Genomic DNA, 22,283 nt, shown 5'->3' with positions numbered 1-22,283 from the left:
CCCGCCCCAACCATCCCGTGGCCCTCCCTAGGGGGGGCTTTTTAATTGAGGAGACCTGCGGTTGATCCTGGTTGATCTGCACCTGCACAGCACCTTCTCGGATGGCACCCTCACCCCCCATGAGCTGGTCCGGTTGGGGCGCCGGTTGGGGCTGTCCGTCATGGCCCTGACGGACCACGACACCATGGAGGGGAACGAGGAGTTTCTGGCCGCCTGCGCCTCCCAGGGCATCAAGGGCATACCGGGGGTGGAGGTCTCCGGGGAGGCCCCGTATACCCTCCACATCCTGGGTTACCGGGTGTCCCCCACGGGGCCCCTGTCGGATGCGCTGGTCTGGATCCGCCAGGGCAGGGAAGAGCGGAACTTCAAGATATGCGATCGGCTGTCGGACCTGGGTTGCCCGGTGGACATGGAGGAGGTCCGGGCCGAGGCGGGCTCGGACCTGGTGGGCAGGCCCCACATAGCCAAGGTGATGTTGCGGAAGGGCTACGTGGGGGACTACTACGAGGCCTTCCACCGATTCCTCAAGCGGGGGGCCCCCGCCTACTTCCCTAGGCCCCGGCTCTCCCCCGCCGACGCGGTGCGTCTCATAAGGGAGTCCGGTGGTCTGCCGGTGATGGCCCACCCCATGCAGACCCAGCTCGGGTGGGATGACCTGTACGGGCTCGTAAGGGACCTCAGGTCCTTTGGCCTGTGGGGGGTTGAGTGCCTTCACCCCACCGCCGGGATCCTGGACCGGGTGGAGCTCATCCGGGTTACTCGGGAGCTTGGGCTGGTCCCCACCGGGGGATCCGACTTTCACGGGGACAACAAGCCCGGGATATCCATGGGGGTGAGCATGGAGGCCACCGCCATCCCCTGGGCCAGGCTGGGGATATCGCTTTGAGGAGGGGCTTTCGATGATCGATTTCAGGAGCGACACGGTTACCAAGCCCAGCGACGAGATGCGCCGGGCCATGGCGGCGGCGGAGGTGGGTGACGACGTCTACGGGGAGGACCCCACGGTCCGCCGGTTGGAGGAGATGGGGGCCCAGATGCTGGGTACCCAGGACGCCCTCTTCGTGTGCTCCGGCACCATGGGGAACCTGCTGGCGGTCCTCACCTGGTGCGGCCGGGGCACCTCCGCCCTGGTGGGGCGCGGTTCCCACGTCTACAGCTTCGAGGCGGGGGGCATGGCGGCCCTGGGAGGGGTGATGCCCGTGGTGCTTGATGACTCGTCCGGGGCCCCGTCGGAGGAGGAGGTTCTAAGTTCCGTCCCCCTTAGGGGGAACGTGCACTTCGCTCCCGGGCGGTTGCTCTGCCTGGAGGACACCCACAACTCCCGCGGGGGGCTTGCCTTGGGGCCTGATCGGCTGAGGGCCCCCTCCGGGGCTGCCAGGTCCCTGGGGCTCAAGGTGCACCTGGACGGGGCCCGGCTCTTCAACGCCGCCCTAGCGGTGGGGTGTAGTCCCTCGGATTACGGGGCGGTGGCGGACTCCATAATGGTTTGCCTCTCCAAGGGGCTGGGGGCCCCCATGGGGTCCCTCCTGTGCGGCCCAGCGGATTTCGTCCGGGAGGCCCGGCACTGGAGGAAGCGGGTTGGGGGAGGCCTCCGGCAGGCGGGTGTGGTGGCCGCCGCGGGGATAGTGGCGTTGGGCCAGTGGGGGAGGCTGGAGGAGGATCACCGGAAGGCCCAGCTGCTCGCCGATATGCTGGAGGAGGGGGGACTTGGGGTCCAGCGGGTGCCGTGTCCTACCAACATGGTCTACCTGGAGCTTCCCCCTCATGTCCGGCGGGAGGAGTTCGTGTCCAACCTGGCCCGTCAGGGGGTGCTGGTATCCCCCTCCCCGGATGGGAGGATAAGGCTGGTGACCCACCGGGACGTGTCCTGGGACCAGGTGGTCCAGGGGGCACGGCTGGTGTTGAAGGAGGCGGGGTTTGGAAGTTGATGATCCGTAGGTCTTTGGTCGGAGTCCTCGCGCTGGCCATGGTGGTGGCCTTGGGACTTGGGGCCAGCGCCTCCGGGGAGGAGGTGCTGTGGACCCTTTGGAACGGGGACGTCCGGAAGGGTGACGTGCCGGTGATGCGCCAGGGGGACCTTACGCTGGTGGCGGCGGATCAGGTCCTGTCGCTTTTGGGGCTCTCCTGGAACCCGAGGCCCGACGGGCTGGTGGTGACGTTGGGGGGCAGGAAGGTGGAGTTCTGGTCCGGTTCCCCGGTGGCCCGGGTGAACGGCGCGGTGTTCCCCCTCCAGCATCCGGTGCTGGGTCAGGGGGGACATTGGTGGGTGGAGCACCGGGGGGCCCTTTCGGTGATCAACGCGTTCCTTAGGTCCGCGGGTACCAAGGGGGATCTGGCCTTCCGGGGGGTATCCCGCCCCACCCATGAGGGGGACGGGGGGACCCGGTCGGAGGCCCGAAAGGAGGATCCAAAGCCTGCGGTGTCGCCGGAGGAGGTCCGGACCCCGGCCTCGCCGGTGGTGAAGGCCGCCCGGTGGGGGATCAACAGCGGTTTCGTCCGGTGCGTCCTGGAGCTTGGCTCCCGGGATGGGGTGGTGGTGAGCAAGACCGATGTGGGAGTTGAGGTGAGGGTTCCCGGGGGGCTTCCGATGGGGCTCATCCCTCAGCCTCCCAGGCCGGAGGTGGCCACCTTATCGGTCACCGCTGGCGGCGATGGGAGCGTCATATCCTTCAGGGCCTCGTACCTGCCGGTTAAGGTGAGCTGGCTTGAGGGGCCCCTGCGGCTCGTGCTGGATTTCCCGGACCGGCCGTCATCCACCGCCAGCGCCGATGGGGGGGGGGTGGTGGAGGCCTCCAGTGGAGCCAGTCGCAAGGGATCCGCTGGGGCCAACGGTCAGGCCAAGGAGGGGCCCCGGGAGAGGAAGGCGGAGGCTGGGGGTCCGCCCTCGTTCATGACGGTGGAACGGGTCTTCAAGGGATCCGCCAGGCCGGTGGTGGCGGTGGACCCGGGGCACGGGGGTAAGGACCCGGGGGCCATTGGCAACGGCCTTCGGGAGAAGGATATCAACTTGAAGGTGGCCCTTCTCTTGAGGGACGTGCTGAGCGCCTACGGGGTGGACGTGAGGCTCACCCGGGAGGATGACCGGTACCTGAAGCTGTCGGAGAGGACCCGCCTGGCCAACCAATGGAACGCGGACCTGTTCGTGAGCCTTCACTGCAACGCCCTGCCGGCGGGTAGGACCTCCCGAGGGGTGGAGCTGTACCTGATGTCGCTGCCCACCGACAAGGACGCCATGAGGCTGGCCCTGTTCGAGAACCGGGAGCTGGAGGACTCGGGGGATGGGGATGGCGGAGGGGCGGCGGACCGCAGGACCCGGCTCCTGATGCAGATCCTGGGGGACATGCAGCAGAACCAGAAGGTGGACGAGAGCACCAGTTTTGCGGAGGCCCTGTTCAGGAGCGGCAAGGCAGGGGGGCTAAGCATGAAGCGGGTGGCCCAGGCCCCCTTCTACGTGCTCAAGGGGGCCGCCATGCCGGCGGTGTTGGTGGAGATGGGGTTCATAACCGATCCCAGGGACGCGGCGCTGCTGAGGGATCCGGCCTTTCAGGGCAGGATGGCCTCGTTGCTTGCCAGGGGCATAGTGGAGTACCTTAGGCAGGTCAATAAGAGGTGATTTGGAGGATGTCAGATGGCTAGGGATGATTACCGCAGGGAGTACGACAGGTACGAGGGCAGGCGTTACGAGACCGGCAGGGACGAGGAGGAACGGCCCAGGAGGAAGGCGCCGATGCCCTTCCGGATCCTGGCGTGGCTATCGCTGATGGCCATATTCTTCGCGGTGGGCTACGGGGCCACGTCGTTGGCGTTCCGGTACATGGACGACCGGGGGAGGAGGATCACCGGGACCGTCACCTCCCCGGAGGAGGTCCAGATGAGGCCCCTGTCGGAGGACGTGGCCCAGGCGGGCGGGGGCAGCCTCAGGGTGTACGTCCCCTCCGGGGAGTCGTTCGAGGAGCGGGACTTCAAGGTTCCCGTGGCGGGGAGCGACGAGGAGGCCATGAGGGCGGTGCTGGATTTCCTGCTGGCGGAGCTCAGGAGCTCCGGCTGGATGGCGGACTCGGTGAGGGTGCTTCACCTCTTCAGGAGCGGGGACTGGCTGTACCTCAACCTGAACGGGGCATTCTACGAGGGTCTCAAGGGGTTGGGGAAGGACCGGGCGGGAATGGTGATCACCGCCATCGTGAAGACCATGCAGGACAACTTCAAGCCCACCAGGAAGGTGAAGTTCTACGTGGATGGGCAGGACGTGTCTGACCGGTCGGTGGTGGATCTCTCCAAGCCCTGGACGATCAAGAACTAGGGGGTATGCGGGTGGCTAGGATCGACGGGAGGTCCAGTGGGGACCTGAGGCCTGTGCGGATAGAGCGGGGCTGCAATCGGTATGCGGAGGGTTCCGCGCTGATAAGGTGGGGTAACACCCACGTTCTATGCACCGCGTCGGTGGAGGAGAAGGTCCCCCAGTTCCTTCGGGGGAGCGGCAGGGGGTGGGTAAGCGCCGAGTACGCCATGCTCCCCCGGTCCACCCATCAGCGGACCCAGAGGGAGATAAGCCGGGGCAAGCCCAACGCCCGGGGGCAGGAGATCCAGCGGCTGATAGGGCGGTCCCTCCGGGCGTCGGTGGACCTGTCCCTTCTTGGGGAGCGGACCATCTGGATAGATTGTGACGTGCTCCAGGCGGACGGTGGGACCCGGACCGCTGCCATAACCGCCTCCTTCGTGGCCCTGGTGGACGCGTGCCGTTGGCTTATGTCCAACGGCCTGGTGGGCTCCATGCCGGTGGTTCACCAGGTGGCGGCGGTGAGCGCCGGCATCGTGGCGGGGGAAGTGATGTTGGACCTGTGCTACGAGGAGGACTCCTCCGCCCAGGTGGACTGCAACGTGGTGATGGCGGAGGACGGCCGGTTCGTGGAGATCCAGGGCACCGGGGAGGACGCGCTGTTCTCCATGGAGTCCTTCCGGGACATGCTATCCCTGGCGGATGTGGGGATCCGGAGGCTACACGCCCTGCAGCTGGAGGTGTTGGGGGTAGGTGATCTCCATGAGATCCTGGCCCGTTGAGGTGGTGCTCGCCACCGGCAACCGGGGCAAGGTCAGGGAGTGGGAGAGGCTCCTGGGGGATGGGGCCCCGGTGAGGTTGGTGCTCCCCTCGGAGGTTCCGCCGGTGGAGGAGGACCAGGACACCTACCAGGGCAACGCCCTAAAGAAGGCCCGGTCGTTCCTTGCGGGGCAGGACAGGCCCGTGCTGGCGGAGGACTCGGGGTTGGAGGTGGTGTCCCTGGGCATGGCCCCCGGTGTCCGGTCCGCCCGGGTGGCGGGCAGCGATCCGGAGAGGATTGGTTGGCTTCTGGAGCGGCTACGGGGGGAGCGGGACCGGCGGGCCCGGTTCGTTTGCGTTGCTGCCCTGGCCTTCCCGGACGGGAGAAGCTACACCTTTCGGGGGGAGCTCTGGGGCACCATAGCGGAGCGTCCCATGGGGGACGGGGGGTTCGGCTACGACCCGGTGTTCATGCCCCTGGGGCTTGACGTCACCCTGGCCCAGGTGGGGGCCCTGAAGGACCGGATATCCCACCGGGCCCGGGCGGCCAGGAGGTTGGTGTTGGCCCTTCCGCTTGTGGTAGAATAGTTAGCTGGGTCGTCCTGGGGGCGGCCCGGACTTTTGGTGCGAGTCCTTTTGGGGGTGCTGATGGTGAGGGTCCTTTTGATCTTGGTTCAGTTGGTCCTCTGCGTGGCCCTTTGCGGGTCCATACTTATGCAGCAGAGGAAGAGCGGTGGCTTCTCCGGCATGTTCGGCGGGGGCACCCAGGCGGATGGTGGGGCTTGGCAGAGGATGAGCGGCCTCACCAAGATATCCGCGGTGCTGATGGGGCTGTTCATGCTGATATCCCTGATACTGGTGGTAATCTCCTAGGGCCTTTGGTTTCTGGAGGAGGAGGGGTTGGGCTTGGTCTTCCGGGTTGATGGTATGGGGGACGTTCGGGCCTTCCGGGTGGAGGATCCGGGTCGTCTCCTCTCGGCGGAGCACCGGGAGATAGTGGGTGGTTGGACTTCTGACGTTTACTTCGCCAAGACCCGGGACGTTTTGCGTCGCCTGGGTCGTCTTGATGCGGAGGTCACCGCCGAGGTGTTCGCCCGGGAGGGGGGGGTCTTCTGCGGCCTGGAGGAGGTCCGCCGGCTTCTGGTCTCCGTGGGGGCGGACGCTCAGGTGGAGGCCCTCTGGGAGGGGGAGGAGTTCGAGCCCCGGGAGGTGGTCATGCGGATCCGGGGCCGCTACGGGGAGTTCGGTCTTCACGAGACCACCATCCTTGGGATCCTGTCCAGCTCCAGCGGCTGGGCCACCGCCGCCAGGCGGTGCGTGGAGGCCGCCGGAGGCCTGCCGGTCCTGTGTTTCGGGGCCCGGCACGTTCACCCCTCCTGTGCGCCGGTGATGGAGCGATCCGCCCTGGTGGGCGGTTGCTCCGACGCCAGCTGCATACTTGGGGCCAAGCTGATGGGCCGGGAGCCCCGGGGCACCATACCCCACGCGGCGATCCTAATCGCCGGGGACACCCTGAGGCTTGCGGAGGCCTACGGGGAGGTGTTGCCCCCCGGGGAGGGGCTGTCGGTCCTGGTGGACACCTTTAAGGACGAGGCGGAGGAGTCCCTTCGGCTGGCGGAGGCCTTGAAAGAAAGGCTAACGGCTGTTAGACTAGATACTCCCGGCGAGAGGGGAGGAGTCACCCCTGAGCTGGTGAGGGAGGTCCGGTATAGGTTGTCCATGGCGGGATACGGTCATGTGACGGTCTTCGTGTCCGGTGGCCTCAACCCGGACAGGATAAGGGTCCTGGCGGAGGCTGGTGCGGGCGGTTTCGGTGTCGGGAGCTACATAGCCCACGGGACCCCCAGAGACATGACCATGGACCTCAAGGAGGTGGACCGGCGTCCCGTGGCTAAGCGGGGTCGCCTGCCCGGATTGACCCCCACTGACAGGTTGAAGCGCGTGATCTAGCTTTGCATCGGGTCCGCTTGGCCAGCGCCACCCCCCACGGCGGGGCGGGCGGACGGGTCGCACCAGGGTCGCGCTTTGAATACATCAAGTTAGCTGTCCTTTGAGGAGCGAAGGAGGAGAACCCATGATCGGCACCAGATCGTTCATGGCTAAGAAGGAAGCCGTGGAGCGCAAGTGGTACGTGGTGGACGCCACGGACAAGCACCTGGGGCGTCTTGCGTCCCGGATCGCCCTGGTCTTGTCCGGCAAGCACCGTCCCACCTACACCCCCCACGTTGACACCGGTGACTTCGTCATCGTGATCAACGCGGAGAAGGTGGGTCTGACGGGCAAGAAGCGGGAGCAGTCGATGGTTCATCGTTTCAGCGGCTACTCCGGCGGTCTCAAGTCGATCCCCTACGGGAAGATCCTTGAGAGGAACCCCGAGAGGCTCATCGAGCGGGTGGTAAAGGGTATGCTGCCCAAGAACCGTCTGGGCCGCGCCATGTTCAGGAAGCTTAAGGTCTACGCGGGTCCCAGCCATCCCCACGGGGCCCAGAAGCCTGAGACCTTGGAACTTTAGGGAAGAGGGGGGAATAGAAGGTGCAGGCTTCCAACATGTACTTCTGGGGCACCGGCAGGAGGAAGAACGCGGTGGCCCGTGTCAGGATCCGTCCCGGCCAGGGGCTAATCAAGGTCAACAACAGGACCTTGGAGGACTACCTGCCCAGGTTCACCTGGCAGCTTCAGGCCCTTGAGGCCCTGAAGGTGGCGGGGGTGGAGGGCAAGGTGGACGTGCTGGTGAGGGCCCACGGGGGCGGTCTCACCGGCCAGGCGGGGGCCATCAGGCTGGGCATAGCCCGGGCCATCCTGAAGATGAACCCCCAGGCCCGTCCGGCGCTGAAGAAGGCGGGGTTGCTAACCCGGGACCCCAGGATGGTGGAGAGGAAGAAGTTCGGTCAGGCCGGAGCTCGGGCCCGCTTCCAGTACTCCAAGCGTTAACCCTTTCGAGCCGCTTCGGGGGACCCTCAGGGTCCCCTTTCTTAGTTGGATCTCTTGACAGACCGGTCGGTCTTTGAGACCATTCGGTGGGTTCAAGGTGATTGGGAGGTGGGTTGAGGTTTGAGTTCCGATGCCAAGCGGGCCATAGTCTCGAGTGCCAGGGAGATCTTCGCCCGGAGGGGGTACGACGGGGCCAGCGTGGACGCCATAGTCAAGTCCGCCGGGGTGAGCAAGGGGGCCTTCTACTGGCACTTTCAAAGCAAGTTCGATCTGTTCCGGCGGGTGATGGAGGACGAGGTGGAGAGGATCGTGAGCCACTTCGGGGAGACGCCGGAGTCGGGGCTGGACGTGGTGGATGTAATACACGCCGATGGGGAGGGGCTGATCCGCCGTCTCTTCCAGGATGGTTGTTCGCTGCCCTTGTGGTTCGAGCTGGTGCTGTCCGCCCACAGGGGGGTCCAGGGGATGGTGGACCTGGCGGAGGCCCTTCGCATGCGGGTCAAGGAGGACATGCGGGACCGGCTCAGCCGGGCCCGGCTGGACCTGGCGGACCGGGGGCTGGAGGACCTGCTCTGCGTCTTCTTCGACGGGATCATGTTCAACGTGGGGATCTGGCTTGACCTGGATTCGGCCCTTGGGCTTTGGAGGCGGGGCTGTGGGGCCCTGGTGGGGGGGGCGGACCGTGGCTAGGCTCCGTTGGCCCCTGTGTCTTCTCCTGGTGGCGCTGGTGTGGTTTCCGTCGGCGGCGGGGGCGGAGGCCCCCCTTAGCCTTGGGGAGCTGGAGAGCAGGGCCCTGGAGGTCCACCCGGTCCTCAAGGCCCTCCGTGCCTCGGTGAGGGGCAAGGAGGCGGCGCTGGAGCAGGCCCGGGCGGGGCTGGCTCCCAAGCTGGACCTGGTGCTCTACGGTTCCAAGGCCAAGGAGCCTCCCAAGGCCCGGGTCTACGATCCCCTGGACAAGCCAGTGGGGTACGCGGTGACCGGCTACGAGGAGACCTACCGGGCCGCGTTGGCGCTGACCCAGGTGCTCTACTCGGGGGGCACCCTGACATATCAGGTGCGGGCTGCGGAGGCGGCCATGGAGGCCGCCCGGGCGGAGGAGGAGCGGGGCCGGGAGGGGGTTCTCTTCCAGCTGAGGTCCGCCCTCTACGGGGTCCTTCGGGCCAAGGGGAGGGTACAGGTGGCGTCCCGGGTGGTGGAGCTGTCCGAGCGTTACCTGGAGAGGGTGAAGGCCTTCTACTCGGTGGGGATGGTGCCCCGGGCGGAGCTCTTGAGGGCCCAGGTGGCCCTGTCCAACGCAAAGGTCAACCTCATAAGGGCCAATGGGGCGGTGGAGAGGGCCTACGCCATGCTGGACCGGGCCTGCGGGTTCGTGGTGCCCCGGGACCGGGAGCTGGTGGTGGAGGCGGGGGATTTGGCGATTCCCCAGGGGGTTGACGTCCAGGGGATAGCCCTTCGGTCCCGGCGGGAGCTGAGGTCCCTGGACATGTACCGTCGGCAGGCCCTGGCCCTGGCTGGGGCGGCGGATGGGCAGGGGAGGCCCCAGCTTCTGTTCAAGGGGGAGGCCTACCGGGTGGGGCCCGATTTCTTCCCCAGCGAGAAGGAGGACTACCTGCTGTCGCTGACCCTTCAGTGGCGGATGTTGGACTTCGGGGAGGTGAGGGCCAGGGCGGATCAGGCCCGGGCCCAGGCGGAGGCGCTCCTTGGGCGGTTCGGCGACATGGAGCTGCAGATAAGGCAGGAGGCGGTGGACGCCTTCGAGCGGCTCAAGGAGGCCCGGGAGAGGCTGGCGGCGGCGGATGTGGGGCTCAAGCAGGCGGAGGAGGACCACCGGATAGCGGAGCGCCGCTATGATGCCCGGGTGGGCACCAACCTGGACGTCTTGGACGCCCGGGTGCGGCTGGAGCAGGCCATGAACGACCTGGTGGACGCCCGGTACGACCTCCTCTCCGCCCAGGCGGCGCTTCGCTACGCCCTTGGCGAGGAGGGGTGGGGGATGGTGTTGAGAAACTGACCACCCGCCCCCGGGGGTCCCCCCGGGGGCCTTTGTGTTGGTCTCATATTGTGCTATAGTTCCGTGCCAGATGCCACGTCCCCGGAGCGGTCCGGGGACGAATTGGGTCTGGGAGCCCAGGAAGACCGGTGGGAATCCGGCGCAGCCCCGCTACGGTGTGGACTTTGAGTCCGAGCCCGACACTGGCCCCAGGTCCTGGATGCGGCCCCCCTTCGAGGGCGGGGGGGCCGCATGGTGGTCTGTCCGGGCCCTCCAGAGCGGCGGGCCCGGAAGTTTTTTGAGGAAGGGGGGGAGATCTCTACACCGGCCCTTGGAGATCATAATCCAACGGGGAGGGAGTTTCTGTGCGTACATCTAGGAGATCCTTGTGGCTGTTCGTTGTCTTGGGGTTGGCCGCCTTGGGGGGGCCCGCCTTCGGGGCCGACGAGCCGGTGGTGGAGGTCCTGGGCTCCCGGGTGAGCTCCATGGAGGACCTGCCCGCCATGGTTCATCGGGTAACCTCCGACGACATCCGGCGAAGCGGGGCAAGGAACCTGCAGGAGGTGCTGGACCTGCTACCCGGGGTGAACGGCCTGGTCAGCGGGGCTGGGATGGCCCAGTCCAAGGGCATATCCGTCCGGGGGATGACCACCGAGGTGCTACTCCTGGTGGACGGGGTCCCCTTCATGACCTCCAGTTACGGCACCGGGGCGGTGCTGGGGGCCCCCTTCGACCTCAGGACCGTCCCCTTGAGCTCCATCGAGCGGGTGGAGGTCCTAAAGGGCGCCTCCTCCGCCCTCTACGGTTCCCACGGCCTTGGAGGGGTCATAAACGTGGTGACTCGAAAGGGGGCCGCCCCGGCGGGCTTCTCCCTGACCGGCGGATCCGACGGGTACCTCTCCGGCACCGTCTGGGCCTCCGGAGGAGATAGGGTTACCGCCACGGTCCGCTACTCCCGAGAGGAGGAGGGCCAGCGCCGGATCAGGAGGCGGACCAACGGCCTCTACGACCGGTCCGACGACTACCGGGCGAACCACTACGGCCTGGACCTGAAGGGGGACGGGTGGACCTTCAAGGCCAGCCTGGGGGACTACTCCTCCCGCTGGACCTACGACGGGGACCTGAACCGGCAGGAGAACGACTACGGCCGCTACGTGCTGGAGCTACCGGTTCCAGGGGACCTGTCCCTCAAGGCCTACTACGGCAGCAACTTCAAGCGGGTCTTCGACTCCTCCGGCAGGAGTGAGTACCAGGACAGCAACCTGGGGCTCGCCCTGGACGGGCGGGGCAAGTGGGGCTCAAACCTCCTGGCCTACGGGATCGAGCTCCGTCGGGACAGCTCCGACAGCAGGAACTTCGAGAACCCCTTTGGCAACAACGATCCCTACGACCTCAAGAGGGATGGGCTCTCCTTGTACGGGGAGACCAGCTTCCCCCTGGGGGAACTGACGGGCCTTCTGGGGCTCCGTTACGAGCGCTGGGACGTTGAGAGGGGGGACGACTACTCGGAGCTGAACCCAAAGGTGTCCCTCTCCTACGAGGACCCCTCCGGCAGGCTGTGGTACCTGTCCGCCGGCAGGGCCTTCGTGATGCCCAGCTTCTTCCAGATCTACATGCCCATGAGGAGCTGGGGGATCCCCAACTACCAGCTCAGGCCCGAGAAGGGGTGGAGCTACGAGGCGGGGGTCCGGTCCGCCGCCGGCTGGAGCTTCAACCTCTTCTACACCGACCTGGACGACAGGATCGCCTACCAGTCGGATCCCATCACTTGGATCGGCCAGTACGTGAACCTGGAGCGCTACCGGGCCTACGGGGTGGAGGCGGAGTGGGTCCTGCGGCTGTCCGAGGGGCTCACCTATCGGCAGGGTTTGTCCTGGGCCTACGGGGAGGAGAGGGCCTCGGGTCAGTGGACCAGGAGCGGGGATCCCCGGTGGAAGTCGGTCTCCACCCTGGAGTGGACCCGGGGACCCTGGAGGGCCAGCGTCACCGGCCGGTTCTACGGGGATAGGGCCATAAGGGACAACACCAACCACTACTCCGAGGAGGACATCTTCCTGGTGGACCTCAACCTTTCCCGCTCCCTGGGGGAGATGGAGCTGACCTTGGGGGGACGCAACGTCTTCGGCCGGGAGTTCTTCGTGGACCGGAGCGGCTATGTGACGCCCGAGAGGACCTGGTACCTGACCCTGAGCGGCCGCATCTAGGCGTCACCTCACCGGGGGTCCGGATCCACCAGCCTGAAGAGGAAGGGGATCCGGACCTCCCCGTTCACCTGGGGCCTGAAGCGCCACATGGCCGCCGCCTCCAGCGCCGCCCGGTCCAGCCGGGGGGACCCGCTGGAGGACTCCACCCTCGCATCGATGGGGACCCCGTCCCGGACCGTGAGGCGGATCACCACCGTGCCCTCCTCGCCCCTCTGCCGAGCCGCCCGGGGGTACCGGGGCTTCACCCGCAGGGTGGCGTCCTCCGCCGTTCCACCCGGTAGGGTTTCACCGGTCCCCCCGCCTTCCGCTTGACCCCCCGATGGAAGTCCCCCTTCACCTGCCGGGGCCCCCTCCGCCGGTGGGCCGCCGGCGGGGCCATCCGTGTCCCCGGATCGATCGGTCCCCCCCCTATCCTTCGCCTCCCCCAGGGAGGCCTCCTTTGGGGCCCTTCGGGCGCTTGGATTGCGTTCGCTCGGGATCCTGTTCTGCTTGGCCGGGGTTTTAACCGGGGCCTCGGTCTTGGCTTTGGGCGGGTCCGCCCCGGGTGTCACGGAAGGGGGGGCGGTGGGGGCGGTCTCAATGGTGATGCGCATGACGTGAATCCCCGGGGGCTGGTGGGAACGCGGGGTGATGATCCCCAGGACCGCCCAGTGGATCCATAGGCTGGCCAGGAGGAAGGGTAGGGCACGTCTCAATTGGAGCTCCCCTCCAGCAGCAGCCCCGCGGACTCAACACCTGCGGATCTGAGGGCGGACAGGAGCTCCGCCACCCTGCCGTAGGGCACTCCCCGGTGGGCCCCCAGCAGGACCCGTGGGTGTCCCCGGAGGCGTGCTTTCAGCTCCCCCAGGCTGGAGGGCTTCCCGTCCAGGAGGATCTCCCCGTTGGATGTGATGGTTATCACCGCCGCCTTTACCTCCGTCCGTTCCCCCCTCCCCTTGGGCAGGTCCACCCGTTGGGTCTCCAGCCGGGCGAAGGAGGTGGTGAGGACGAAGAAGATGATCAGCATGAAGAGCACGTCCAGCATGGGGGTCATGTCCATCTGGTGCCCCCGGCGCCTCACCCCTGGGTCCCCCCTTCACATCTCATGCGGTGGAGGATGAGGTGGTGGGATATCCGCCGGAGCCTCTCCTCCTCGGCGTCTATCAGGTGGTCCAGAAGGCGCAACATGGCGGAGGCGGGGATGGCGCAACACAGCCCCGCCACGGTGGTGTAAAGGGCCTTACGGATCCCCAGGGCCACTGCCCCGGAGGATGCTCCGGCGGTTCCTATGGCGCCGAACATGTCCACCATGCCCAGCACCGTGCCCAGTAGCCCCAACATGGGGGCTATCCGTGCGGCCCACTCGATGGTGGAGAGCCCCTTGGAGAGGAGGAACAGCTCCTCCCTTATGGCTATCTCCGCCGCCTCCCTCATTGCCCCGGAACCCTTGTCCCAGAAGGCCATGATCCCCTGGACCACCCGGGCGGCGGGGCCAGGTGGTAGGGTGGCATGACCCCCGGTCCCATGGGATCCCAGCGGTTCCTCCAGTTGGTTGAGGTCCAGCTGGCGGGACACTAGGGTGCACCGGTACAGGACCCATAGCCTGTCCATCGCCAGGGCCATCGTAAAGATCGACGTTAACAATATGATCCACGCTATGGGACCCCCGTCCCTAAGGAAAGAAACCCAGTTCCACATTGAAGATCCCTCCCGGGTTCAGACTTGCCGCTCGGATCCGAACAGCATCAGCCAGAGGAAGAAGAGGGCCCCCGCGCCGGAGGTGATTATCCCCACCGGTATCTCCGACGGGGCCCAGAGTGTCCTTGCCAGGGCGTCGCACCCGGAGAGTATCAGCCCCCCCACCATGGCGCTTCCCCAAAGCCCCCCTCCCTCCCCCTTGACGCCCAGCATCCTGGCCATGTGGGGGCCGAAGAGCCCCACAAAGCCGATGGGGCCGCAGAGGGACACCGAGGCGGCCACCGCCATGGAGATCAGGCCGAACAGGATCCAGCGGACCCGGTCCACCGGGACCCCCCGGCTCCTGGCGAATAGGGTCCCGCAGCGGATGAGCCTTATCTCCTTCAGGAAGGCCAGGCAACAGCCGACGGTGACCCCCAGGGCCCCCAGGGAGGGGACAAGTTGCTGGTATCCCACCACCTGTATTCCCCCCATGGCCCATCGTAGCATCCTGAAGGAGTCGCCGAAGCCGCCCCCGTACTGGATCACCATGTTGAGGCTCCCGAACAGGAAGCTGGACGCCACCCCCGCCAGCAGGAGCCCCTGGCTCCCGCCTCCTCGCCGGGCCGTCTGGGCCCCGGCGGTGAGGATGAGCCCTATGGCCAGGCTGGAGCCCAGGAAGGCCCCGATCCCCACCGGCGATAGCCCCAGCCTTATGGCCGCCACCGCCCCCAGGGCGGCACCGGAGGAGACCCCCATCACGTCCGGGGAGGCCAGGTGGTTCCTGAGCAAAACCTGGAACACCGCACCGCAGAGCCCCAGGGTGGCTCCGGTGGAGTAGCCCAGCAGCACCCGGGGCACCCGCATGGTGGTGAACACCCGGTTCCCCAGGGCCTCCGAGGGGGCTATCCGCATGGGCCCCACGAAGGGTAGGGTCAGGAGGGCCAGGAGGGAGAGTAGGCCGAGCAACGCCAGGGGACGCCTCATAGCATCAGTTCCTGGGGCATGATGCATCCCCCCTGGGGATCCGAGATCCGCCGGAAACGGACCTGGAACACGGAGGACAGCTCCTCAGGGCCCAGGTCCTCGGGTGAGCGGTCCAGAACCACCCGTCCCTCCCTCAGGGCCACCACCCGGGTGGCCCACCTAAGCGCCAGGTTGACGTCGTGGGTGGCCATGATCATCCCCCGATCCTCCCCTCGGGACCTAAGGTCCAGTAGAAGCCTGAGCACCTCGCACTGGTGTCGGTAGTCCAGGGAGGCGGTGGGCTCGTCCAGCACGAGGCACCGGGTATCCTGGGCCAGCGCGGCGGCTATGAGGGCCCGCTGGGCCTCCCCGCCGCTCAGGCTCCCCATGGGCACGTCCCGGAGCTCCCAGAGGTCCACCGCCTCCAGGGCGGACCTTATGAGGGCCATCTCCTGGCAGCCCACCCCGTCGAAGGAGCCCTGCCAGGGGTAGCGGGAGAGGATGGCCAGCTCGAGGGGGGTGACCGGGGGGCGCCCCTCTGATGGCTGGGGCACCAGGGCGATGATCCGGCCCACCTGCCGGGGCGACAGTTCCGACAGGGGCCTCCGGTCCAGGGCCACCCGCCCCCGGTGGGGTACCATCCCCATGATGGCCTTGAGGAGGGTGCTCTTTCCCGCCCCGTTGGGGCCTATCACCGCCAGGGCCTCCCGGGGCCTAAGGTCCAGGTTCACGTCCCGGAGGATGGTCCTTCCCCCCATCTGGACCGTCAGGTCCCTCACGGAGACGATGCTCATCGGGACGCCTCCCGGGTGGCCCGCTGGAAGGCGTCGATCACCACGGGTACCCTGGGCCCGGGCCGGAGGTAAACGGTGCCCTCCAGTACCTGGAGCTTGAAAGTGGAGTTGGGGAACGACCGGCGCCACTTGCGGCGGATCTCGTTCAGGTCGAACAGCTCGTCCCGGTTGAGCCTTGAGGAGGAGTGGTAGAAGTTCCTGTCCCCCACCAGGTCTATCACCACCTGGGGTCTCATGGCTAGGAGCCCCTCGGCGAAGACCATGGGGTAGGGGGGTGATGAGGGGGGAAGGCAGTTCTCTCCCCCCGCCAGCCTCACCAGCTCCCCGTAGAAGCTCCTGGGCCCAGCGGCGTAGAAGGAGGTTATGCGCCCCGCCTCCATCTCCCGGGAGACGCAGACCAGCACCCGGGGGCGCTTCCCCTTGGTTCTGGAGGATATGGCCCTTATCTGGGACTCGGTTCGCCTGGCTAGGGCCTGCCCCCGGTCCGGCACGCCGCAGGCCCTCCCCAGGGCCCGCATGGAGTCCAGCACCTGGGCAACGCTGTCCTGGCGCAGCATGATCCACCGGATCCCTGCCCGGGTGAGCTGCTGGGTCATTGGGGAGTGGATGTCCTGGAGCACCACCAGGTCCGCCCCCATGGATATCAGGGCCTCGATGCTCACGTCCGCGAAGCCCCCCACCTTGGGCTTCGATAGGGCCTCCCGGGGGTGGTCGCAGAAGGTGGTGACCGCCGCGACCCGGTCCCCGAGTCCCATGGCGAAGAGCATCTCGGTCCCCGCCGGGGAGAGGGACACGATCCGTTTGGGGGATGGGAGGGCGTCGGAAGTAGACGGGGAGATCAGGAGGAGCGCCGCCAGCAGGAGGATGGGCCAGCCAGCGAAGGAATAAAGGGGACCGCCGGTCCCCTTGGAAGACGAACGTGAAAAGCTATCCGGATGATACATGCCCTCGCACAACATCCTTCCCGGCCCCGTCGGGTTTTCTGGCTTGGACGTAAGGTCCTCACAGTAGCGGGGCTGCCCCGGACTTTCACCGGAGTTGCCCCGAGGGGGCCCAGTTTGTTTACCGGGTGGATTATAGGTTCTTTGTATGGGGGGGTCAACGGACCGACCGGAGGACCCGGCAGGAGTTCAGCGTGGCCAGCAGGGCCACCCCCACGTCGGCGAAGACCGCCTCCCACATGTTGGCCGCCCCCAGGGTGCCCAGGATCAGCACCGCCGCCTTTACCGAGAGGGCCATGGCGATGTTCTGTCCCACCACCCGGCGGCTCATCCTGGCTACGGTCACCGCTTCCGCCACCGGGGAGAGCCGGTCCGACAGGAGGACCCCGTCGGAGGCCTCCACGGTCACGTCCGCTCCCAGGCCCCCCACGGCGATCCCCACGTGGGAGGCGGCCATAACCGCCGCGTCGTTGATCCCGTCCCCCACGAAGAGGCTGAAGGGGCGGGCCTTGAGCACCTCCACCTTGTCGGCGGGGAGCAGGTCCCCCAGGCGGATGTCCAGGGGGAGCTGGCCGGTGAGCTCCTCCACCCGGTGGGGCCTGTCCCCGGAGATGACCCCCAGGGGGTTGAGCCCCAGCCGGCGGAGGGAGTCCAGGGCGGTTTGGGCGTCCTCCCTCAGCTGATCCCCCAGCTGGATGGAACCCAGGTACCTCAGGTTCTCCGCCACGTGGACCGCGCCGGACTCCAGAGCCTCCTCCGGGGCTTCAACCCCCCTGGACTCCATGAGGCGCCGGTTGCCCACCAGGATGGAGGAGCCATCCACGGTGGCCTCCACCCCCATGCCTGGCAGCTCCTTGGTGTCCTCCGGGGAGAGGTGGGACCCCTGGGCGGCGATGGCCCGGGCGGCCGGGTGGTTGGATCCCATCTCCGCCGCGGCGGCGAGGTTCATCAGCCGGGCGGGGTCCACCCCCGGGGCGGGGGTCACTTTCAGCACCCGCAGGGTCCCCTTGGTGAGGGTCCCGGTCTTGTCCAGGAAGGCGCTTCGGACCTGCCATAGCCTTTCCAGCGCGTCCCCTCCCTTGAGGAGGAGCCCCCGGCGGGCGGAGGCGCCTAGCCCCGCCAGGACCGCCAGGGGGACGGAGATCATGAGGGCGCAGGGGCAGGAGACCACCAGGAAGACCAGCCCCCGGTAGGCCCACTGCCTGAAGCTGCCCATACCGAGGGCGGGTGGGACGGTGGAAATGAGGGCCGCCAGGATCATGACCGCCGGGGTGTAGCGGCGGGCGAAGGCGGATATGAACCGCTCGGTCCTGGTGCGGCTCCCCTCCTGTTGGGCCAGCAGCTGGAGTCCCCGGGCCATGGCGGACTGGTCGAAGGGGCGGGTCACCCGGATCTTCAGGTGCCCGTCCAGGTTCATGGTCCCCGCCTGGACCGGGTCCCCCTCCGCCACGTCCACCGGTAGCCCCTCGCCGGTGAGGGATGAGGTGTCCACCGATGCCCTGCCCTGGGTGACCTGTCCGTCCAGGGGGATCATCTCCCCGGGCCTCACGATGATCGTGGATCCGGTCTCCACCTGGTCGGGGGGGATGTCCGCCTCCCCCTGGGGGGTCATGAGGTGAGCCATCTTGGGCCTCAGGTCCATGGCGGCCTCTATGGCTCGCCGGGACCTCTCGGCGGTCATGTCCTGGAGCAGTTCCCCCGCCTCGTAGAAGAGCATCACCGCCGCCCCTTCGGCCAGTTCCCCTATGGCGATGGCCCCCAGGGTGGCGATGGACATGAGGGAGAACTCGTTGAACAGGTCCCCCTTGAGGGCGTTCCTCAGGGCGGAGGCCATCACGTTGGTCCCCAGGATGAGGTAGGCGGCGATGAGGCCCAGGGGTCTTATGTGGTTGGGAAGGAGCAGGGACCCCGCCAGGGCGGCGGCCCCCAGGACGAGTCGCAGTCCCCTTGGGATTCGGGTGGTTCCGTGGTGGTCGTGGTGGTGTTCGTCGGCGCAGCACCGGCAGGACCGGCATTCAGCGGTCTGGCTCATTTTTGTTCTCCCTTCCCATGGATGTGTGGCTCACGTGTTGGAGGGCCTGGTCGAAGATGGCCTTAACGTGTTGGTCGTCCAGGCCGTAGATGGCGTTCCGTCCCTGTCGTGTGACCCGGACCAGCCGGGCGGACTTGAGGATCCTCAGTTGGTGGGACACCGCCGACTGGCTCATGCGAAGCCGCTCCGCCAGGTGGGAGACGCACATGTCCGACTGGGCCAGGCACCAGAGGATCCTGACCCGGGTTGTATCTCCGAAGACCCTGAATAGTTCCGCCAGGTCGTACAGGAGCTGATTGTCCCCGTCTAGGTCTGCCACTTTCTCGCCCCCTTAAGCATGAATGATTGTTCAAGTGAGCATATATCACAATTTTTTGGTCCTGGCAAGGGGGCGGGGGTGGTTGACAGGCGGGCGGAGGCTGGTATAATTCCAGTTCGTAACGCCGGTGTAGCTCAGTTGGCAGAGCGGCTGACTTGTAATCAGCAGGTCGGGGGTTCGATCCCTCTCACCGGCTCCAGAGCAACCAAGCTACCACGTGGTGGGATGGCCGAGTGGTCAAAGGCAGCAGACTGTAAATCTGCCGGCTAGCGCCTACGTAGGTTCAAATCCTACTCCCACCACCATTTCCTTCGGTGCCGACTTAGCTCAGCAGGTAGAGCACATCCATGGTAAGGATGGGGTCTCCGGTTCGAGTCCGGAAGTCGGCTCCAGGCTTTTGAAGAGATCCGGGCTTGAAGTCCCGGGTCTCTTTTGGTATGGTTGAGCTTATGGTAGAATCGCCGCGGACGGAGTCTGCCGTCGGGCTGTCCTCTTCGGGGGAAAACAAAAGCATACCAGGGAGGTATGGGTAAGATGGCGAAGGAGAAGTTTACCAGGTCTAAGCCGCACCTGAACATAGGTACCATAGGTCACATAGACCACGGCAAGACCACGTTGACGGCGGCGATCACCAAGACGCTGTCGAAGAAGGGATACGCGGACTTCACGCCCTTTGATCAGATAGACAAGGCGCCGGAGGAGCGTGAGCGTGGGATAACCATCAACATAGCCCACGTGGAGTACCAGACGGACAACCGTCACTACGCGCACATTGACTGCCCGGGGCACGCGGACTACATCAAGAACATGATCACCGGTGCGGCTCAGATGGACGGTGCGATCCTGGTGGTGTCCGCTGCGGACGGTCCCATGCCCCAGACCCGTGAGCACGTGCTTTTGGCCCGTCAGGTGAACGTGCCCGCGCTGGTGGTGTTCATGAACAAGTGCGACATGGTGGACGATCCGGAGCTTCTGGATCTGGTGGAGATGGAGATCCGGGACCTGCTGAGCAAGTACAGCTTCCCTGGCGACGAGGTTCCCATCATTCGCGGTTCCGCGCTGAAGGCTCTTGAGGCGGATGGCGAGGACGAGTGGACCGACAAGATCTGGGAGCTCATGAAGGCCTGTGACGAGTACATTCCCACCCCTGTTCGGGAGACCGACAAGCCGTTCTTGATGCCCATCGAGGACGTGTTTACCATAACCGGTCGTGGCACGGTTGTGACCGGTCGTGTGGAGCGCGGTGTCATCAAGGCGGGAGACGAGGTTGAGATAGTGGGGATGAGGGACACCCAGAAGACGGTGGCCACCAGCCTTGAGATGTTCCGTAAGATATTGGACGACGCGGTGGCGGGAGACAACGTGGGGGTCCTTCTGCGGGGTGTAGGCAAGGACGAGGTTGAGCGGGGCCAGGTTTTGGCGAAGCCTGGCAGCATCAAGCCGCACAAGCACTTCAAGGCGGAGGTTTACGTTTTGAAGAAGGAGGAGGGTGGTCGTCACACGCCGTTCTTCTCCGGTTACAAGCCTCAGTTCTACTTCCGGACCACGGACGTTACTGGGGAGATCAAGCTTCCGGAGGGCGTGGAGATGGTCATGCCTGGGGACAACAGCCAGTTTGAGGTGAAGCTGATAGTGCCGGTGGCTCTGGAGCCGGGTCTTCGGTTTGCGGTCCGTGAGGGCGGCCGCACCGTGGGCGCCGGGGTGGTCACCGAGATACTGGACAAGTAGTAGGCACCCTTTTGGTTCATCGTCGCGGCCTGAGGAGAGCCTTGGGCCGCGGCTTTTCCTTGAATGCCCCTGGGGCTATTAAAATCTGTATTTTGGAGTGAGGTAAATGGCGGACATCATTGGGCTTCAGTGCACCGAGTGCAAGCGTCGCAACTACGTCACCACCGTCAACAAGCGTAAGATGCAGAAGAAGCTTGAGAAGAAGAAGTACTGCAAGTGGTGCGACAAGCACACCTTGCACAAGGAGACGAAGTAGGGTAAAATAGACGGTGCGCGCAGGTCCGTAGCTCGAACTGGTTAGAGCACCGCACTCCAAATGCGGGGGTTGAAGGTTCGAATCCTTCCGGGCCTGCCACTTTTTTGTTTGATCGAGGGGGCGAAGGTGTGGGGCGGGTAATAGATTTCTTGAGGGAGGCCAGGGGCGAGCTTAAGAAGGTCGCATGGCCCACCAGGCAGCAGGTATGGTACTCCACCTTGGTCGTGCTTTTCGTTACCTTCGCTGTTTCGGCCTACCTGGGGCTGGTGGATGCGGTTCTCACCGGTCTCCTTCGCGGAGTAGTCCGTTAGGCTTCATAAAACCACGGGAGGAGGGGGCGTGGGCCCCCTTTTAGCTGATGAAAGACGATAAGAGACGCTGGTACATAGTTCAGACCTACTCGGGGTACGAGAACAAGGTCAAGGCCAACCTGGAGCAGAGGATCGCCACCATGGGGATGGAGGACCGGATATTCAACGTCCTCGTCCCGGTGGAGGAGAAGGTCTTCGTGAAGGAGGGGCGGGCCAAGCGCGTGAGGCGCAAGGTCTTCCCCAGCTACGTGTTGGTTGAGATGATAATGGACGACCAGTCCTGGTACGTGGTCCGCCACACCCCGGGAGTGACCGGTTTCGTGGGTTCCGGCAACCACCCCATACCTCTGACCGACCGGGAGGTGGCGGAGGTTATGGGGAAGATAGGGCTTCCGGCGGACCGGAAGCCCAAGGTGGAGCTGGACATAGAGGTGGGGGACACCGTGCGGGTCAAGTCCGGTCCCTTTGAGGGTTGCGTAGGCCCCGTGGTGGAGGTGGATCCGGACAAGGGCCGGGTCCGGTTCTCGGTCACGGTCTTCGGCCGGGAGACCGTGGCGGAGGCGGGCCACGAGGACCTGGAGAAGGTCCTCTAACCCATAGATCGAATATACGGGCGGGCCTCTGCCCGCCCTTAAGGGCGCATTGTGCGCCTGTTTTTAAGGAGGTAGCGAGGTAGATGGCGAAGAAAGTTGTGGGAGAGATCAAGCTGCAGTTGCCGGCTGGCAAGGCCACGCCGGCGCCCCCGGTGGGACCCGCCCTGGGGCAGAGGGGTGTCAACATAATGGAGTTCGTGAAGCAGTTCAACGCCAAGACCGCTGATCAGGCGGGGCTCATAATCCCCGTGGTGATCACCGTCTATGCGGACCGCAGCTTCAGCTTCATCCTGAAGACCCCCCCGGCCAGCGTGCTCATCAAGAAGGCGGCCAACCTTGAGAAGGGCTCCGCGGCGCCCAACAAGACCAAGGTGGCCAAGATCACCAAGAGCCAGGTGCGGGAGATCGCCCAGATGAAGATGGTGGACCTGAACGCCAACGACGTGGAGGCCGCCATGCGGATGATTGAGGGGACCGCCAGGTCCATGGGCGTGGAGGTAGTGAACTAGTCCATAAGACTTTGTGGC

General features: G+C 66.0%; 26 protein-coding genes, 4 tRNA genes and 2 riboswitches. Of the genes, 22 read left to right on the top strand and 8 right to left on the bottom strand.

Annotated features, from left to right (window positions below):
* Positions 1 to 61: 61 nt before the first annotated feature.
* The 13 genes from TACI_RS07955 to TACI_RS07895 all read left to right on the top strand — a co-directional run bounded on the left by TACI_RS07955 (position 62) and on the right by TACI_RS07895 (position 12,160).
* Positions 62 to 886 carry a PHP domain-containing protein gene (locus TACI_RS07955; RefSeq protein ID WP_012870266.1) on the top strand — a complete coding sequence of 275 codons (825 nt, stop codon included), beginning with the start codon at positions 62 to 64 and terminating at the stop codon, positions 884 to 886.
* Between the two features lie 13 nt (positions 887 to 899).
* Positions 900 to 1,928: a threonine aldolase family protein gene (locus TACI_RS07950; RefSeq protein WP_012870265.1), complete on the top strand. Its 1,029-nt coding sequence runs from the start codon at positions 900 to 902 to the stop codon at positions 1,926 to 1,928.
* Between the two features lie 14 nt (positions 1,929 to 1,942).
* Entirely contained in the window at positions 1,943 to 3,613 is a 1,671-nt protein-coding gene (locus TACI_RS07945) for an N-acetylmuramoyl-L-alanine amidase (protein ID WP_242601097.1), read from the top strand.
* A 15-nt stretch (positions 3,614 to 3,628) separates the two neighbouring features.
* The gene (locus TACI_RS07940; protein WP_012870263.1) at positions 3,629 to 4,300 is read left to right on the top strand and encodes a GerMN domain-containing protein; all 672 of its coding nucleotides are present in this window, start codon (positions 3,629 to 3,631) and stop codon (positions 4,298 to 4,300) included.
* An 11-nt stretch (positions 4,301 to 4,311) separates the two neighbouring features.
* Positions 4,312 to 5,058: a ribonuclease PH gene (gene rph, locus TACI_RS07935; protein ID WP_012870262.1), complete on the top strand. Its 747-nt coding sequence runs from the start codon at positions 4,312 to 4,314 to the stop codon at positions 5,056 to 5,058.
* A complete protein-coding gene (locus tag TACI_RS07930) occupies positions 5,039 to 5,623 on the top strand; it encodes a non-canonical purine NTP pyrophosphatase (protein WP_164925229.1) in 585 nt (194 codons plus the stop codon). The genes rph and TACI_RS07930 overlap by 20 nt, the downstream gene beginning before the upstream one ends.
* 60 nt (positions 5,624 to 5,683) lie before the next feature.
* Positions 5,684 to 5,908, top strand: a complete 225-nt coding sequence (gene secG, locus TACI_RS07925; protein ID WP_333645303.1) for a preprotein translocase subunit SecG — start codon at positions 5,684 to 5,686, stop codon at positions 5,906 to 5,908.
* 54 nt (positions 5,909 to 5,962) lie between these two features.
* Positions 5,963 to 6,985: a nicotinate phosphoribosyltransferase gene (locus TACI_RS07920; protein ID WP_164925452.1), complete on the top strand. Its 1,023-nt coding sequence runs from the start codon at positions 5,963 to 5,965 to the stop codon at positions 6,983 to 6,985.
* Between the two features lie 124 nt (positions 6,986 to 7,109).
* Positions 7,110 to 7,547: a 50S ribosomal protein L13 gene (rplM, locus tag TACI_RS07915; RefSeq protein ID WP_012870258.1), complete on the top strand. Its 438-nt coding sequence runs from the start codon at positions 7,110 to 7,112 to the stop codon at positions 7,545 to 7,547.
* 20 nt (positions 7,548 to 7,567) lie between these two features.
* Positions 7,568 to 7,966, top strand: coding sequence for a 30S ribosomal protein S9 (gene rpsI / locus TACI_RS07910; protein ID WP_012870257.1), 399 nt, complete (start codon positions 7,568 to 7,570; stop codon positions 7,964 to 7,966).
* A 120-nt stretch (positions 7,967 to 8,086) separates the two neighbouring features.
* Positions 8,087 to 8,656, top strand: a complete 570-nt coding sequence (locus TACI_RS07905; protein WP_012870256.1) for a TetR/AcrR family transcriptional regulator — start codon at positions 8,087 to 8,089, stop codon at positions 8,654 to 8,656.
* Entirely contained in the window at positions 8,649 to 9,977 is a 1,329-nt protein-coding gene (locus tag TACI_RS07900) for a TolC family protein (protein WP_012870255.1), read from the top strand. The genes TACI_RS07905 and TACI_RS07900 overlap by 8 nt, the downstream gene beginning before the upstream one ends.
* A 95-nt stretch (positions 9,978 to 10,072) precedes the next feature.
* Positions 10,073 to 10,210, top strand: a riboswitch (adenosylcobalamin (AdoCbl) riboswitch).
* Positions 10,211 to 10,342: 132 nt separating this feature from the next.
* Positions 10,343 to 12,160, top strand: a complete 1,818-nt coding sequence (locus TACI_RS07895; protein ID WP_012870254.1) for a TonB-dependent receptor plug domain-containing protein — start codon at positions 10,343 to 10,345, stop codon at positions 12,158 to 12,160.
* Positions 12,161 to 12,168: 8 nt separating this feature from the next.
* Here the strand turns inward: TACI_RS07895 and TACI_RS07890 are convergent, their stop codons facing one another.
* The 8 genes from TACI_RS07890 to TACI_RS07855 all read right to left on the bottom strand — a co-directional run bounded on the left by TACI_RS07890 (position 12,169) and on the right by TACI_RS07855 (position 18,868).
* Positions 12,169 to 12,855 carry a TonB family protein gene (locus TACI_RS07890; RefSeq protein WP_012870253.1) on the bottom strand — a complete coding sequence of 229 codons (687 nt, stop codon included), beginning with the start codon at positions 12,853 to 12,855 and terminating at the stop codon, positions 12,169 to 12,171.
* Positions 12,852 to 13,220 (bottom strand): ExbD/TolR family protein, encoded by a 369-nt coding sequence (locus tag TACI_RS07885; RefSeq protein ID WP_012870252.1) that lies wholly within the window; start codon positions 13,218 to 13,220, stop codon positions 12,852 to 12,854. Before TACI_RS07885 ends, TACI_RS07890 begins: the two co-directional genes overlap by 4 nt.
* Positions 13,217 to 13,762, bottom strand: a complete 546-nt coding sequence (locus TACI_RS07880) for a MotA/TolQ/ExbB proton channel family protein (protein ID WP_164925227.1) — start codon at positions 13,760 to 13,762, stop codon at positions 13,217 to 13,219. The genes TACI_RS07885 and TACI_RS07880 overlap by 4 nt, the downstream gene beginning before the upstream one ends.
* Before the next feature lie 93 nt (positions 13,763 to 13,855).
* On the bottom strand, positions 13,856 to 14,803 hold the full coding sequence (locus TACI_RS07875; RefSeq protein ID WP_012870250.1) for a FecCD family ABC transporter permease: 948 nt from the start codon (positions 14,801 to 14,803) through the stop codon (positions 13,856 to 13,858).
* Complete coding sequence (locus TACI_RS07870; protein WP_012870249.1) at positions 14,800 to 15,576, bottom strand: ABC transporter ATP-binding protein; 777 nt, start codon at positions 15,574 to 15,576, stop codon at positions 14,800 to 14,802. Before TACI_RS07870 ends, TACI_RS07875 begins: the two co-directional genes overlap by 4 nt.
* On the bottom strand, positions 15,573 to 16,520 hold the full coding sequence (locus tag TACI_RS07865) for a heme/hemin ABC transporter substrate-binding protein (protein WP_012870248.1): 948 nt from the start codon (positions 16,518 to 16,520) through the stop codon (positions 15,573 to 15,575). Before TACI_RS07865 ends, TACI_RS07870 begins: the two co-directional genes overlap by 4 nt.
* Positions 16,521 to 16,531: 11 nt before the next feature.
* A riboswitch (cobalamin riboswitch) is annotated at positions 16,532 to 16,661 on the bottom strand.
* A 13-nt stretch (positions 16,662 to 16,674) separates the two neighbouring features.
* On the bottom strand, positions 16,675 to 18,549 hold the full coding sequence (locus TACI_RS07860) for a heavy metal translocating P-type ATPase (RefSeq protein ID WP_012870247.1): 1,875 nt from the start codon (positions 18,547 to 18,549) through the stop codon (positions 16,675 to 16,677).
* Positions 18,533 to 18,868 (bottom strand): ArsR/SmtB family transcription factor, encoded by a 336-nt coding sequence (locus tag TACI_RS07855; RefSeq protein ID WP_012870246.1) that lies wholly within the window; start codon positions 18,866 to 18,868, stop codon positions 18,533 to 18,535. The genes TACI_RS07860 and TACI_RS07855 overlap by 17 nt, the downstream gene beginning before the upstream one ends.
* Before the next feature lie 123 nt (positions 18,869 to 18,991).
* Here TACI_RS07855 and TACI_RS07850 point away from each other — a divergent pair.
* The 9 genes from TACI_RS07850 to rplK all read left to right on the top strand — a co-directional run bounded on the left by TACI_RS07850 (position 18,992) and on the right by rplK (position 22,265).
* Positions 18,992 to 19,067: transfer RNA gene (locus tag TACI_RS07850), tRNA-Thr, on the top strand.
* A gap of 20 nt (positions 19,068 to 19,087) precedes the next feature.
* Positions 19,088 to 19,173, top strand: a tRNA-Tyr gene (locus tag TACI_RS07845).
* Between the two features lie 11 nt (positions 19,174 to 19,184).
* Positions 19,185 to 19,260: transfer RNA gene (locus TACI_RS07840), tRNA-Thr, on the top strand.
* Between the two features lie 142 nt (positions 19,261 to 19,402).
* The gene (gene tuf, locus TACI_RS07835; RefSeq protein ID WP_012869930.1) at positions 19,403 to 20,596 is read left to right on the top strand and encodes an elongation factor Tu; all 1,194 of its coding nucleotides are present in this window, start codon (positions 19,403 to 19,405) and stop codon (positions 20,594 to 20,596) included.
* 106 nt (positions 20,597 to 20,702) lie between these two features.
* Positions 20,703 to 20,852, top strand: coding sequence for a 50S ribosomal protein L33 (gene rpmG, locus TACI_RS07830; protein ID WP_006582922.1), 150 nt, complete (start codon positions 20,703 to 20,705; stop codon positions 20,850 to 20,852).
* 21 nt (positions 20,853 to 20,873) lie between these two features.
* A tRNA-Trp gene (locus TACI_RS07825) sits at positions 20,874 to 20,951 on the top strand.
* Positions 20,952 to 21,001: 50 nt separating this feature from the next.
* Positions 21,002 to 21,163, top strand: coding sequence for a preprotein translocase subunit SecE (secE, locus tag TACI_RS07820; protein ID WP_164925226.1), 162 nt, complete (start codon positions 21,002 to 21,004; stop codon positions 21,161 to 21,163).
* A 47-nt stretch (positions 21,164 to 21,210) separates the two neighbouring features.
* Entirely contained in the window at positions 21,211 to 21,756 is a 546-nt protein-coding gene (nusG, locus tag TACI_RS07815; protein WP_012870244.1) for a transcription termination/antitermination protein NusG, read from the top strand.
* An 83-nt stretch (positions 21,757 to 21,839) separates the two neighbouring features.
* Positions 21,840 to 22,265 (top strand): 50S ribosomal protein L11, encoded by a 426-nt coding sequence (rplK, locus tag TACI_RS07810; protein WP_012870243.1) that lies wholly within the window; start codon positions 21,840 to 21,842, stop codon positions 22,263 to 22,265.
* The last annotated feature ends 18 nt before the right edge of the window (positions 22,266 to 22,283 follow it).

The sequence above is a fragment of the Thermanaerovibrio acidaminovorans DSM 6589 genome (assembly GCF_000024905.1).
Taxonomy (GTDB): Bacteria; Synergistota; Synergistia; order Synergistales; family Synergistaceae; genus Thermanaerovibrio; species Thermanaerovibrio acidaminovorans.
Note: the sequence above shows the minus strand (reverse complement) of the source record. Positions and strands in the feature narration are given on the sequence as shown.